This is a genomic window from Mycoplana sp. ABR4_002 (assembly GCF_056159645.1).
In genome coordinates this window covers 1,442,572-1,455,515 of record NZ_JBSWVO010000001.1, presented here as the reverse complement: position 1 = coordinate 1,455,515, position 12,944 = coordinate 1,442,572, and the positions used below count along the sequence as shown (strand labels likewise).

At 66.9% G+C, this 12,944-nt stretch carries 15 protein-coding genes; 11 read left to right on the top strand and 4 right to left on the bottom strand.

The window, feature by feature from the left end:
• Nucleotides 1-197: 197 nt before the first annotated feature.
• Both ACXAGF_RS06955 and uvrC read left to right on the top strand, forming a co-directional pair.
• Entirely contained in the window at nt 198-962 is a 765-nt protein-coding gene (locus ACXAGF_RS06955; protein ID WP_475015548.1) for an SDR family oxidoreductase, read from the top strand.
• On the top strand, nt 959-2,995 hold the full coding sequence (gene uvrC / locus ACXAGF_RS06950) for an excinuclease ABC subunit UvrC (protein ID WP_475015547.1): 2,037 nt from the start codon (nt 959-961) through the stop codon (nt 2,993-2,995). Before ACXAGF_RS06955 ends, uvrC begins: the two co-directional genes overlap by 4 nt.
• Before the next feature lie 139 nt (nt 2,996-3,134).
• On the opposite strand, the gene ACXAGF_RS06945 is transcribed toward uvrC, so the two are convergent.
• A complete protein-coding gene (locus ACXAGF_RS06945; RefSeq protein ID WP_475015545.1) occupies nt 3,135-3,584 on the bottom strand; it encodes a hypothetical protein in 450 nt (149 codons plus the stop codon).
• A 292-nt stretch (nt 3,585-3,876) separates the two neighbouring features.
• Here ACXAGF_RS06945 and pgsA point away from each other — a divergent pair, with 292 nt between their 5' ends.
• The 3 genes from pgsA to ACXAGF_RS06930 are packed head-to-tail and all read left to right on the top strand — an operon-like array spanning nt 3,877 to nt 5,195.
• Nucleotides 3,877-4,461, top strand: a complete 585-nt coding sequence (pgsA, locus tag ACXAGF_RS06940; RefSeq protein WP_475015543.1) for a CDP-diacylglycerol--glycerol-3-phosphate 3-phosphatidyltransferase — start codon at nt 3,877-3,879, stop codon at nt 4,459-4,461.
• Entirely contained in the window at nt 4,461-4,715 is a 255-nt protein-coding gene (moaD, locus tag ACXAGF_RS06935; protein WP_475015541.1) for a molybdopterin converting factor subunit 1, read from the top strand. The genes pgsA and moaD overlap by 1 nt, the downstream gene beginning before the upstream one ends.
• 3 nt (nt 4,716-4,718) lie before the next feature.
• Nucleotides 4,719-5,195 (top strand): molybdenum cofactor biosynthesis protein MoaE, encoded by a 477-nt coding sequence (locus ACXAGF_RS06930; RefSeq protein ID WP_475015539.1) that lies wholly within the window; start codon nt 4,719-4,721, stop codon nt 5,193-5,195.
• Nucleotides 5,196-5,226: 31 nt separating this feature from the next.
• On the opposite strand, the gene ACXAGF_RS06925 is transcribed toward ACXAGF_RS06930, so the two are convergent.
• The gene (locus ACXAGF_RS06925) at nt 5,227-6,123 is read right to left on the bottom strand and encodes a branched-chain amino acid ABC transporter permease (protein WP_475015537.1); all 897 of its coding nucleotides are present in this window, start codon (nt 6,121-6,123) and stop codon (nt 5,227-5,229) included.
• A gap of 66 nt (nt 6,124-6,189) precedes the next feature.
• Here ACXAGF_RS06925 and ACXAGF_RS06920 point away from each other — a divergent pair, with 66 nt between their 5' ends.
• Both ACXAGF_RS06920 and ACXAGF_RS06915 read left to right on the top strand, forming a co-directional pair.
• Nucleotides 6,190-6,744 carry a CGNR zinc finger domain-containing protein gene (locus ACXAGF_RS06920; RefSeq protein WP_475015535.1) on the top strand — a complete coding sequence of 185 codons (555 nt, stop codon included), beginning with the start codon at nt 6,190-6,192 and terminating at the stop codon, nt 6,742-6,744.
• Nucleotides 6,741-7,283, top strand: coding sequence for a hypothetical protein (locus tag ACXAGF_RS06915; protein WP_475015533.1), 543 nt, complete (start codon nt 6,741-6,743; stop codon nt 7,281-7,283). Before ACXAGF_RS06920 ends, ACXAGF_RS06915 begins: the two co-directional genes overlap by 4 nt.
• A gap of 174 nt (nt 7,284-7,457) precedes the next feature.
• Here ACXAGF_RS06915 and ndk read toward each other — a convergent pair whose 3' ends face one another.
• Both ndk and ACXAGF_RS06905 read right to left on the bottom strand, forming a co-directional pair.
• Nucleotides 7,458-7,880, bottom strand: a complete 423-nt coding sequence (ndk, locus tag ACXAGF_RS06910) for a nucleoside-diphosphate kinase (RefSeq protein ID WP_475015531.1) — start codon at nt 7,878-7,880, stop codon at nt 7,458-7,460.
• A 99-nt stretch (nt 7,881-7,979) separates the two neighbouring features.
• On the bottom strand, nt 7,980-8,672 hold the full coding sequence (locus ACXAGF_RS06905) for a glutathione S-transferase family protein (protein ID WP_475015529.1): 693 nt from the start codon (nt 8,670-8,672) through the stop codon (nt 7,980-7,982).
• A 141-nt stretch (nt 8,673-8,813) separates the two neighbouring features.
• Between ACXAGF_RS06905 and ACXAGF_RS06900 the strand changes: the two genes are divergently transcribed.
• From ACXAGF_RS06900 to ACXAGF_RS06885, 4 genes are all read left to right on the top strand, one after another.
• Nucleotides 8,814-9,329: a DinB family protein gene (locus ACXAGF_RS06900; protein ID WP_475015527.1), complete on the top strand. Its 516-nt coding sequence runs from the start codon at nt 8,814-8,816 to the stop codon at nt 9,327-9,329.
• Nucleotides 9,330-9,463: 134 nt separating this feature from the next.
• Nucleotides 9,464-9,754, top strand: coding sequence for a hypothetical protein (locus ACXAGF_RS06895; RefSeq protein ID WP_475015526.1), 291 nt, complete (start codon nt 9,464-9,466; stop codon nt 9,752-9,754).
• A 151-nt stretch (nt 9,755-9,905) separates the two neighbouring features.
• On the top strand, nt 9,906-10,922 hold the full coding sequence (locus tag ACXAGF_RS06890; RefSeq protein WP_475015524.1) for a GGDEF domain-containing protein: 1,017 nt from the start codon (nt 9,906-9,908) through the stop codon (nt 10,920-10,922).
• Between the two features lie 54 nt (nt 10,923-10,976).
• The gene (locus tag ACXAGF_RS06885) at nt 10,977-12,866 is read left to right on the top strand and encodes an ABC-F family ATP-binding cassette domain-containing protein (RefSeq protein ID WP_475015522.1); all 1,890 of its coding nucleotides are present in this window, start codon (nt 10,977-10,979) and stop codon (nt 12,864-12,866) included.
• The last annotated feature ends 78 nt before the right edge of the window (nt 12,867-12,944 follow it).

Below are 12,944 nucleotides of genomic sequence, written 5' to 3'. Positions count from 1 at the left end.
TGCTTTGCAACAACACGTAGTTTGTTAACCATGTCCATAACAATTTTGAAATATACTTCCCATTCGACCTTCATAACTAACGATGATGCGGAACGGTTAACTTTTTTGAAATCTTTTCCAGGCCCCAGTTTAAGGCCGCGCGCAATTCTCTATATCTGGGGACGGTTAAGCGAAATCGACACGACGCGGGCATATCCTTGAGAATTCTTCATCGGACAGCATTGGTCACGGGCGGCGCGCAGCGGATCGGACGCGCGATGGTGGAGGATCTGGCCGCGAACGGTTTTTCCGTCGCGATCCATGCCAATGCCTCGATCGGCACGGCCCGCGACATAGCGCAGTCGATCGTCGCCGCAGGCGGCAGGGCGGTGGCGCTCGAATGCGACCTCGCCGAAGCGGCCGCCACGCAGGACCTGGTCGCGCGCGCCACCGAGGCGCTCGGGCCGCTCGGCCTGCTCGTCAACAATGCCTCGCTGTTCCAGCCGGACAGCCTTCGCCGGTTCGACAGCACGCTGTGGGACCGGCATTTCGACGTCCATGTGCGGGCGCCGTCGCAGCTGGCGCGCGATTTCGACGCGCAGCTGCCGGAGGACAGCGGCGGACTGATCGTCAACATCATCGACCAGCGGGTCTGGAACCCGACGCCGCGCTACTACTCCTACACCTTGTCGAAGTCGGCGCTGTGGATGGCGACGCGCACCATGGCGCAGGCCCTCGCGCCGCGCATCCGCGTCAACGCCATTGGCCCCGGCCCGACGCTGCCGAACGAGCGGCAGAGCGAGGACGACTTCCGCACCCAGACCGAGGCGCTGCTGCTGCGCTCCGGTCCCGGCCTGGACGAATTCGGCCGCAGCTTGCGTTTTCTGTTCGACACGCCGTCGATAACCGGGCAAATGATCGCGCTCGACGGCGGCCAGCACCTCGCCTGGGAAACGCCCGATGTCGCGGAGATCACGGAATGACCACCGGCCGGCCGGTTGAGGATGGCGGCGTCCTGTTTGACGACAACGAGCGGGAAGACGACGACGAGCTGGCGGAGGCCGCCGCGCCCGCCGCCGCCCTGCCCGCCGTCGAATGGTCGGAGGCGCTGGAGGCGCCCGCCGGACTGCGCGGCGCCGAGCTGATCCAGGAATTCGTCAAGCGGCTGCCGAACAGCCCCGGCGTCTACCGGATGTTCAACGAGGCCGGCGACGTGCTCTATGTCGGCAAGGCGCGCAGCCTGAAGAAGCGCGTCAACAACTACGCGCTCGGGCGCGGCCATTCGAACCGTATCGGCCGGATGATCCGCGAGACGGCGAACATGGAGTTCGTCACGACGCGCACCGAGATCGAGGCGCTGCTGCTCGAGGCGAACCTGATCAAGCGGCTGCGCCCGCGCTTCAACGTGCAGCTGCGCGACGACAAGTCCTTCCCCTACATCCTGGTGACGGCGGACACACGCGCACCGGCGATCTTCAAGCATCGCGGCGCACGCAGCCGCAAGGGCGACTATTTCGGCCCGTTCGCCTCCGCCGGCGCCGTCGGCCGCACGATCAACGCGCTGCAGCGGGCGTTCCTGCTGCGCACCTGCACCGACAGCGTGCTGGAGAGCCGCACGCGGCCCTGCCTGCTCTACCAGATCAAGCGCTGCTCGGCCCCGTGCACGCACGAGATCAGCGACGCTGCCTATTCCGGGCTGGTGCAGGAGGCGAAGGACTTCCTTTCGGGCAAGAGCCGGAACGTCAAGGGCCAGATCGCCGCGGCGATGAACGAGGCGGCCGAGGCGCTCGATTTCGAGCGCGCGGCGGTCTACCGCGACCGGCTGGCGGCGCTGAGTCACGTGCAGAGCCACCAGGGCATCAATCCCGCCGGCGTCGAGGAGGCGGACGTGTTCGCCATCCACCACGAGGGCGGCGTTTCCTGCATCCAGGTGTTCTTTTTCCGTACCGGGCAGAACTGGGGCAACCGCGCCTACTTTCCCAAGGCCGACCCGCAGCTGGCCAGCGGCGAAGTGCTGAACGCCTTCCTCGCCCAGTTCTACGACGACAAGCCGTGCCCGCGGCAGATCCTGCTGTCGGAGAAGATCGAGGAGCAGGAACTGCTGTCCGAGGCGCTGAGCGAGAAGTCGGGCTACCGGGTAGTGATCGGCGTGCCGCAGCGGGGCGAGAAGAAGGACCTCGTCGCGCAGGTGCTGGCGAATGCGCGCGAGGCGCATGGCCGCAAGCTGGCCGAGACCGCCTCGCAATCGCGGCTGCTGGAGGGCTTTGCCCAGACCTTCAAGCTGGCCACCGTCCCGCGCCGGATCGAGATCTACGACAACTCGCACATCATGGGCACGAATGCGGTCGGCGGCATGGTGGTCGCGGGACCGGAAGGCTTCGTCAAGGGCCAGTACCGCAAGTTCAACATCCGGTCGACCGACATCACCCCGGGCGACGACTTCGGCATGATGCGCGAGGTGATGACCCGGCGCTTCTCGCGCCTGCTGAAGGAGGAAGGGCTGCCGGACCGCACCGCCGAGACCGGTGTCGATGTGGCCGACCTGCCCTTCCCGGCCTGGCCGGACGTGATCCTGATCGACGGCGGCCAGGGCCAGATGACGGCGGTGCGGGCGATCCTCGCCGAGCTCGGCATCACCGACCAGGTGGTCGCGATCGGCGTTGCCAAGGGCGCCGACCGCGAGGCCGGCCGCGAGCGGTTCTTCGTCGCAGGCACGCCCGACTTCTCGCTGCCGCCGCGCGACCCGGTGCTCTACTTCGTCCAGCGCCTGCGCGACGAGGCCCATCGCTTCGCCATCGGCTCGCACCGGGCACGGCGCAAGAAGGAGATGGTCAAGAACCCGCTCGACGAGATCGCAGGCATCGGCCCGAGCCGCAAGCGCGCGCTGCTGCAGCATTTCGGCACGGCCAAGGCGGTGTCGCGCGCCGGCATCGCCGACCTGATGGCGGTCGAGGGCATTTCCGAAAGCGTCGCCCGGCTGGTCTACAACCACTTCCACGAGGACGGGGCGCGGTAGCCCCGCCCATCCGGCCGGCATCGACCGATGCATTTTTCTCGGGACTAGGGTCGCAATGCCTCGACGGCTTGATCGCCCTCAACCCGCGCGCTCGTCCTGCAGCCTGATCGGCATAACGCCAAAGGCGCTGCGGAAGCGCCTAGATCGCTTCGTGGCGGAAGATCAGCGCAATATGTCCAATTTTCGCCCTGTCTCTCAATACGAGCTGTATCTCGAAACTATCTTCTGCTCCGTCGAAGACATCGAAGTGGTGCTTGCTGCCGGCTCCTGACGTGCGGATATAGCCGAAATCCAGAGTCGGGTACCCATGGTGAAATGAGCAACGTTCACGACAACGCAGGTGCAATCTGCCAAGGCCGTTCGGCGAGACTGTAACGGAAAGGCCGATTTCTGAGAGCTCTGGATCGAGCAGATGACAGATTTGATCCACATCGCAAGTTGCCGAGCCAACAATCGGCTCGTCATTGACAGGCGAGACCGCAAACTGAATTTTATAGACACTCTGCCCACTGCTTCGCGCGACTTGAGGAACACAAAGAGCAGCCAGAAATAGAGCCAGAGATACTGAAAAGCGGTTGATCAGAGCCATAAAGCTGCGTCCAAGACTGCGGCATCAGGGCCGCCAGTCGGCAAATCCGACCAATATCCCGTCGTTCGAACGCTTCAAGGTTCATCCGTTCATCGGACGGGCGCGAGGCACATGCAAAGATGTCGAAAGCACCCACAGCGTTCAAGGCGTCGGGCTTTGCTACCTAATGCCGCATTTTCATGACGGCCATCGGAATATTGCCTTGTTCGCGGTGAAAAGCTCTCGCAAACGGTTGACGGAACTGTCACAAAGTCCACAACTAGCCGCAAACACTTCCGAGACTGCGAAATCCATGGCCCGTCGCGCATACAGCATCCCCAATCTCCTCACCTACGGCCGCATCCTTGCCGTTCCGCTGATCGTCCTCTGCTTCTTCGTCGAGGGACGGCTGCAATCGTCTGACTTTGCCCGCTGGTCGGCCTTCTGGTTGTTCATGGTGGCCTCGATCACCGACTTCTTCGACGGCTACCTCGCCCGCATCTGGAAACAGACCTCCAACATCGGCCGCATGCTCGATCCGATCGCCGACAAGCTGCTGGTCGCCTCGGTGCTGCTGCTGATGGCCGCCGACGGCACGATCGCCGGATGGACGATCTGGGCGGCGATCATCATCCTGTGCCGCGAGATCCTCGTCTCGGGACTGCGCGAATATCTGGCCGAGCTGAAGGTGAGCGTGCCGGTGACGCGAATCGCCAAGTGGAAGACGACGATCCAGATGCTCGCGATCGGCTTTTTGCTGGCCGGTCCGGCCGGGGCCAAGTACCTGCCGTTCACCACCGAGATCGGCATCGTGCTGCTCTGGATCGCCGCGGCGATCACGATGTATACCGGCTATGACTATTTCCGCGCCGGTTTGAAGCATATCGTGGACGAATGATGACCAAGCTTGTCTATTTCGCCTGGGTGCGCGAGCGGATCGGACGGGGCGAGGAGGAGATCGACCTCCCCGGCCACGTCAGGACCGCGGGCGAGCTGCTGCGACACCTGAAAACGCTGGGCGAGGAGTACGAGGCCGCGCTCGAGCACGAGAACGTCATCCGCGTGGCCGTCAACCACGAGCACGTCGAGCACCGGGATTCGATCGAGGGCGCGCGCGAGATCGCCCTGTTCCCGCCGATGACCGGGGGCTGAGCGATGACCGGCGGGCGCGACATACCCGTCACCGTCCGGGTCCAGCAGTCGGACTTCGACGCCGCGGCCGAGACCGCTGCGATTGCGGCCGGACGGGCCCAGATCGGCGCGATCGTCAGCTTCACCGGGCTGTGCCGCGACGAGGGCGGCACGCTCGCCGCACTCGAGCTCGAGCACTACCCGGGCATGGCGGAAGCGGAGATCCGGCGCATCTGCGAGCAGGCGGTCGCGCGCTTCTCGCTCGAGGGCATTGCCGCCCTCCATCGCGTCGGGCGGATTGCGCCGGGCGAGAACATCGTCCTCGTCATCGCCGCCGCCCCGCATCGCCACGCCGCCTTCGACGGCGCGTCCTTCGTCATGGACTACCTCAAGACCTCAGCGCCCTTCTGGAAGAAGGAGCACCGCACCGACGGCAGCGCCGGCGGCTGGGTGGAGGCCAGGGACGCGGACGATCGCGCCCGCGACAAGTGGAAACGATAGCGGCGCCGTCTCGGGCCGGGCACGGCACCGCTCAAGGGACAGCGCTTTCGCGGCGGAAGACGACCAGCAGCAGCACCAGCGCCGAATAGATGAAGAGGTCGCGCCAGAGGAACGCGCCGTAGGCGCCCCAGACCGTCTCGGCGAGGCCAACCGCGGCGCCACCAAGGGCGGAAAGGATCGGGCTGGAGTAACCGCCGATGGCGGCGATGAACAGCACCTTGACGCCGAAGTTGAGCCCGGCACCGAAGTCGATGTTGCCGTAGTAGCCGGCGGCGAGGATGCCGGCGATGCAGGCCAGCAACGCGGCCAGGAGATAGGCGGACAGAAAGACGCGGGCCGAATCGACGCCGCAGAGCTCGGCCGCGCGGGGGTCGTCGCAGACGGCGCGCCAGCGCCGGCCCCAGCCCGAGCGGACCAGGAAGAGATGGCCGGAGAGCACGATCGCGGCCATCACCGCCGCATTCGCCAGCTGCAGCACCGTCAGCGTCACCGGGAAGGCCGGGTCGCCCCACAGCTCGAGCGGCCAGCTGAGCAGCGGCGGCAGCCAAAGGCTGCGCGTGTCGGCGGCCAGCCGCGCCGTCTCCATCAGCACCAGCACCACGCCGAGCGCGGCCACGATCACGCTGTTGTTCACAACGAAGGCGAGCGGGCGCATGACATGGCGCCCGACCAGCAGGCTCGCCCCCATGCCGAAGGCGAGCGCCATCGCCGCGCCGAATCCGAGCGCCGCCGGCAGCACGAGCCACAACCGGTTCCAGCCGTAGTCGGAAAACAGGATGAACATCTGCCCGGCGAAGGCGAAGACGGCGCCGAAGCTGACGTCGACCCGGCGGGTCACCGAAAAGGCGATGGCATAGCCGAAGGCAAGCAGCGCATAGAGCGCCGACACGGGCACGGCATTGGCGAGCTGCTGCAGAAAATAGGCCATCGGACATCCCGTGCGTGACTGGCCTACTATAACTGGTATAATACGGTTTACCAGTTAGGATAAGGCATGAGCTTCGCCTGGACCCCTCATCGCTTCGCCGGCGGCGCGCTGGCGCTCGACGTCGCCAACTCGGTCGTGCTGCGCGCCGACCGGGCGCGACGGATCGACCGCTATGCCGACATCGAGGCGATGGACGCCTTCGCCGAGGCGGCCAACCGCCACTGCGCCGAGCGCGCGCTGGCCGGCCCACTCGTGCCGGTGCTGCCGGCGCGACGCACCGCCTTTCTCGCGCTGCGCGAGGCGATCGACGCCCACTTTCGCGCCGTGGCGACGGGCGACGGCACGCCGACGCTGCTGGCGGGTCTGCTGGAAGCGATCGCCGACGCAGTGCGCCACTCCGGCACCCGCCCCGGCGCGCTCGATGCCGCCGCCGCGCATTCGGCACTGCGGCTTGCGGGCAGCGGCGAGCCCGACCGGCTGAAGATCTGCCGCAACTGCGGCTGGCTGTTCCTCGACCGCAGCCGCAACCGCTCGCGCGCCTGGTGCGACATGGCCGTCTGCGGCAACCGGGCCAAGGCCAGTCGCCACTACTACCGCCACCGGGAGGAACCGAGTCGATGAAAACGTCGTTGCGGCGCGCCCTGCCCTCCGCCCTTGTCACCCTCGCCGCCCTTGCCATCCTCGCCGCCCTTGCCATCCTCGCCGCCTGCCAGCGCGAGACCGGCCCCGACCCGCTGCAATTGACCGGCAAGATGTTCGTCTTCAACTACCGGCTCGCCTACGCGACCTACATGGTCACGCTGCACCGCTCCGAACCGCTGCCGGAGGGAGCGACCGTCACCGCGGAATTCGAGAACCCGGCCGGCGGCGCGCCGCTGGTGATGACCCGCAGGCTGTTTCCGGCGCTGGACAAGGTGGTGCTCGAGAGCCCCGAGATCAGTTGCGTGAAGAAGGCCCGGCCCTACCGCGTGACGATCCGTGTCACGGGGCCGGACGGAGAAGCGTTGCAGGCGCTGGAGACGACCGTGGTCTCCGACCTCGACCAGAGCGTCCTGCCGGCCCGGCCGCTAGTGGTCGGCCCGGCCTACGAGAAGAACCCGCAGGTGTTCCGCAACGGCCGGGCGCCGGAGCGCTTCGAGACGGCGAAGTGCCCGACCTGAAGGTCCTGCCGGCGTTCGGCGCCGCGCCCAAACTGGAGGGCAGTCGATCCGGCGCGCCTCGCGGCACGAAAAAACCGCCCGGGGCGCGCCCCGGGCGGTTCTTGATGCAATGCTTTTCGCCAGCCGTTACCCGAGTCCTTTCAAGGGCTTGCGGAAACGGCCTGCGAAACTGAATCAGCCGACGATTTCGGTGCCGGAGAACCAGTAGGCAATCTCCTCGGCGGCGGTTTCCGGAGCGTCGGAGCCGTGAACCGAGTTCTCGCCGATCGACAGCGCGAAGGTCTTGCGGATGGTGCCTTCGTCGGCGTTGGCCGGGTTGGTGGCGCCCATGATCTCGCGGTTCTTGGCGATGGCGTTCTCGCCTTCGAGGACCTGGACGATGGTCGGGCCGGAGGACATGAACTCGACCAGCTCGCCGAAGAACGGGCGTTCCTTGTGGACCGCGTAGAAGCCCTCGGCTTCGCGGCGGCTCATCCAGACGCGCTTGGAGGCGACGACGCGCAGGCCGGCGTCCTCGAACATCTTGGTGATAGCGCCGGTCAGGTTGCGCTTCGTCGCGTCCGGCTTGATCATCGAAAAGGTGCGTTCAATCGCCATGGTCCGTTTCCTTGGTATACGGTGAAAAGTGGCGGTTCATTACCCGCCAATTCGGCGCAAAACAAGGGGCCGCCGCGCGAAACGGCGGTGGCGCCCCGATCAGGCGGCGGCGCGCACGCTGCGCCCGAGCCCGCCGTAGAGGTCGAGGCAGCGCTCGAACCACAGCGCGACCGGATCGTCGGCGCCGATCACCCTTGCCGGCGAAGTGATGCGCAGCCACTGCAGCGCGCCGAAGACGATGTAGTCGGCAAACAGTGGATGCTCGCCGCCGATGAACGGCTGCGCCTTCAGCATGGCGCGCATCGGCTCGAGCTTGGCGGCGAAGGCGGCGATCTCCTCGTCGCGGCCGGCGACCACCGCTTCCAGCGGCTTGCCGAGCCGAGCTTCGCGGCTCTGACGGAAATAGTCCCGGTCCTCTGGGCCGAGCAGGTCGTGAATGTCGACGAGCGCGATCCGCGTCACCGCCGAATGCAGGGTGGTGAGCGACCATGCCTCGATGAAGCGCGCCATCGCCCGGCCACCCTCGCCGCCAAACAGCGACGGCCGGTCCGGATAGGCCTCGTCCAGATAGACGGCGATGTCGAAACTGTCGCGCACCAGCCGCTCGCCGTCACGGATCACCGGCACGGTCCGGGAGAAGCCGTCCTCCAGCTTCGGAATGCCGGTAAAGCCGACCGTCTCGATCGCATGGGGCAGGCCCTTGTGCGCCAGCGACAGGACGGTCTTCCAGACATGTGGGGAGAAGTGGCGGGCGCTGTCGCTGCCGCCGAGCGCGTAAAGCTTGATCGTCATTGTCACATCCTGCGGTTCGGGGCGCCATTTGAGGCAAGGCGAAGGAGCGGATCAAGTCAGAAATTTTCATGCGTGCATCACGCCCGGGGCAGCCCTTCCGGTGATAGGTTGTGCCACGATCAGTGAACCTTGGGAGACGATATGCTCGACCATTACAAGATGTTCGCCGCCTACAATGCCTGGGCCAACCGGTTGCTCTACGCGGAGGCGGCCACGCTGTCGCCGCCGGCCTTTCGCGAGCACAGGGGCGCCTTCTTCGGTTCGCTGCAGGGCACGCTCAACCACATGCTCGTCGCCGACAGGATCTGGATGCGGCGCTTCACCGGCAAGGGCGAGATCCCCGGCCGCCTCGACACCATCCTGTTCGACAGCATCGAGGAACTGCGCCAGGCGCGCATCGGCGAGGACCAGCGCATCATCGACTGGATCGGCTCGCTCGACGAGAGGCAACTGTCCGAGCCGATCAGCTACGTCACGCTGACCAGCCCGGTCGCGATCACCCAGCCGCTCGGTCCGGGACTTGCCCATTTCTTCAACCACCAGACGCACCACCGCGGCCAGTGCCACACGATCCTGACCAGCCTCGGCCGGCCAAGCCTGACGCTCGATCTGCTCTATTTCCTGCGCGGCGACGGGGCTGTGTGGATGAAGAGCTGACCACCCCCGCCTGCCGCCTTTTGCCCCCACGCTGTTACCCGCGTAACAGGGGCCGGCATCCACGCGTGCGACAATTCGTCCGCCGGGTTGCGCCTCAACGGCGCCGTCGATCGCCCGGCGAAGCGAGGGAGAACATGGCCAGGACGAGTGAGGAATGGAGCACCCTGCTGGGCAGCACCCTGTCGAAGATGGCACTGGTGCGGGGCACCGACAGCCCTGACGCCTATCTGCCCGACGAATGCTACCGCGTCATCGCGACGGTTATGGCGGTCGCCACCGCGGAGGCCCGCGCCGAAGGCTATGCCGCCGCCCGCGAAACCCGCCGGGAGAGCGGACGGGCACAAGGGAGCCTGCGGGGGGTAATCCGGCAGATTGCCCGCGCCGTCCCGCTGGCGCGCCGGCTCTCCTGGAGCCGTTCGCTCTGAACTGCGGCGTGATTCAGCGCTTCTTAATGCCCATCAGCTAAGGGTTGTACAGATGCGGTCCGTTCGGGCACCGCGCAATCCGAACTCCAGCTGGTGACCTATGAACGCAAAGGCGAATCCTTCGGAAACACTTGCCCGGTCCGCGGCCGTGATGGCGAAGATTTCGCAGTTGGTGACCCGGTTCGAAATCCCGGCCATTCCGCGCAACTACGCGCTGCTGCACGAGGCGCTGACCGGGAGCAACACCGCGCTCGGACGCGAGATCACCGCGCTCGGCAAGGCACCGTCGCAGGAAGCGCTGGATGCGATCGGCGTTCGCCACGGGCTGGCGGATCACAACGCGCTCGTGCTCGGTCACAGCGCCACCGACCTGATGCGGACGATCGAGGCGCTGGCGGCAGAAGCCGAGGCGGAACGGCAGAAGCGGACCAACGCGTTGACCCAGATCGGCCACCTGCTTGGCCGGCTCAAGGCCGACCCGGTGCTGGCGATGACCGACTTCGCCGGCCAGGCCGACCTGCTGGTCTCCTCGGTCGAGGCGCTGATCGGCAGCGAGAGCGCGCATTGCCAGCGGCTCGACGCGCTGGTGGCGCGGCTGGAAAACGTCGCGGCAGGCGCCGCCGCCAGCGAAACCGCGCTGCTGCACGACCCCGTTACCGGGCTTGCCAACCGCACCGCGCTGATGAACCGGCTGCTTTCGGTCTACGACGCGGAGGACAGCGCCGGCAGCGCGCTGCTGCTGATGCGGGTCGACCGGCTGAAGGGCCTGTCCGACAGTCACGCCCCCGGCGCCAGCGAGGCGGCGGTCAAACAGATCGCCACGGTATTCCGCAAGTCGATCAAGAAGCTCGACTATGTCGCGCGCGTCGGCGGAGACGGCTTCGCCTTCGTCTTCGACAAGGTCGATCGCGACGGCGTGTTCTCGATCGCAGAGCGCATCCGCAACCGGATCGAGGCCCAGGTGTTCCGCCTCGCCGGGCGCGAATACCTGCCCGGCACGCTGTCGCTGACGGTCGGCGCCGCGTTCTCCGACGACGCCCCCTCCTCCAACGAGCTGTACCGCCAGGCGATCCTGGCGCTCGAAGCCGCCAACGAGGGCGGCACCTGCGTCTATTCCGTCGAGCTGGCGGAACTGGCCGGCCGCAACTATCGCCGCGACGCGGGCTGACGACCGCCGCGGCCTCTTGCGCAGGAGCCGTCCGGCACCCTATAGACGCCGGTCATGATCACGATCTCCGGCCTTTCCGCCCGCGTCGCCGGGCGCCTGCTCATCGACAACGCCTCCGTCTCGCTGCCCGCCGGCACCAAGGCGGGACTGGTCGGGCGCAACGGCGCCGGCAAGTCGACGCTGTTCCGCGTCATCACCGGCGACCTCGCCGCCGAGGCGGGCGCCGTGTCGCTGCCGAAGAATGCCCGCATCGGCCAGGTGGCACAGGAGGCGCCGGGCACCGACGAGCCGCTGCTCGACATCGTGCTGGCCGCCGACAAGGAGCGCGCAAGCCTGCTGCGCGAGGCCGAAACCGCCACCGACCCGCATCGGATCGCCGAGATCCAGACGCGACTGGCCGACATCGGCGCGCATTCGGCCGAGGCACGGGCGGCGAGCATCCTGTCCGGTCTCGGCTTCGACCACGAAGCGCAACGGCGTCCGGCCAGGAGCTTCTCCGGCGGCTGGCGCATGCGCGTGGCGCTGGCGGCGGTGCTGTTTTCCGAACCGGACCTGCTGCTGCTCGACGAGCCGACCAACTACCTCGACCTCGAGGGCACGCTGTGGCTCGAGGACTATGTGCGGCGCTACCCGCACACCGTGCTGATCATCAGCCACGACCGCGACCTTCTGAACACCGCCGTCAACGCCATCGTCCATCTCGACCAGAAGAAGCTGACCTTCTACCGCGGCTCCTACGACCAGTTCGAGCGGCAGAAGGCGGAAGCCGACGAGTTGCAGATGAAGGCCCGGGCCAAGAACGAGGCGGCGCGCAAGCACCTGCAGAGCTTCATCGACCGCTTCAAGGCCAAGGCCTCCAAGGCCCGCCAGGCCCAGAGCCGGGTCAAGGCGCTGGAGCGAATGGGCACGGTCGCCGCCGTGATCGAGGAGCATGTGCAGGGTTTCAGCTTCCCCGAGCCGGAGAAGCAGCCCGCCTCCCCGATCGTCGCCATCAGCGGCGGCGCCGTCGGCTACGAGCCGGGCAAGCCGATCCTCAAGCGGATGAACCTCAGGATCGATACCGACGACCGCATTGCGCTGCTCGGCTCCAACGGCAACGGCAAGTCGACCTTCGCCAAGTTCATCTCCGGCAAGCTCGCCACCGAGAGCGGCGAGGTGAAGACGGCGCCGGGCCTGCGCATCGGCTTCTTCGCCCAGCACCAGCTCGACGACCTGATCCCGAACCAGAGCGCTGTCGAGCACGTGCGCCGGCGGATGGCGGACGCGCCCGAGGCGAAGGTGCGCGCCCGCGTCGCCCAGATGGGGCTCGCGACCGAGAAGATGGACACTGCCGCCAAGGACCTGTCCGGCGGCGAGAAGGCGCGGCTGCTGATGGGGCTGGCCGCCTTCGACGCACCGAACCTGCTGATCCTCGACGAACCGACCAACCATCTCGACATCGACAGCCGGCGCGCGCTGATCGAGGCGCTGAACGACTATCCCGGCGCCGTTATCCTGATCTCGCACGACCGCCACCTGATCGAGGCGACCGTCGACCGGCTCTGGCTGGTCAAGGACGGCACGGTGACGAGTTTCGAGGGCGACCTCGAGGATTATCGCACGCAGATCGTCGGCGGCGCGAAGCCGAAGGAGGACAGGGCGCGGCCGGTCGCCACCGACGAGGGCCTGTCGAAGGCCGACCTGCGCAAGGCCAATGCCGACCGTCGCGCCTCGCTGGCGCCGCTGCGCAAAAAGATCAACGAAATCGAGTCGCTGACGGCGAAACTGGAGAAACAGATTCAGGCGCTCGATGCCGAGCTTGCCGATCCGGTCCTCTACGAGAAGAACCCTGCGATGGCGGCGAGGAAAGCCAAGGATCGTGCCGAGGCGGCCCTTCGGCTGGCCACGGCGGAAGAGCAGTGGCTGGAGCTTTCCTCGGAATACGAGGAGGCCATGGCGGTCTAGGCCACCGCCAGGGCCGTCCGGGGCGACCGCCGCGCGCACCACGGATACCCGCCTGCCGCAGCCGCGCTTGCGCGGCGT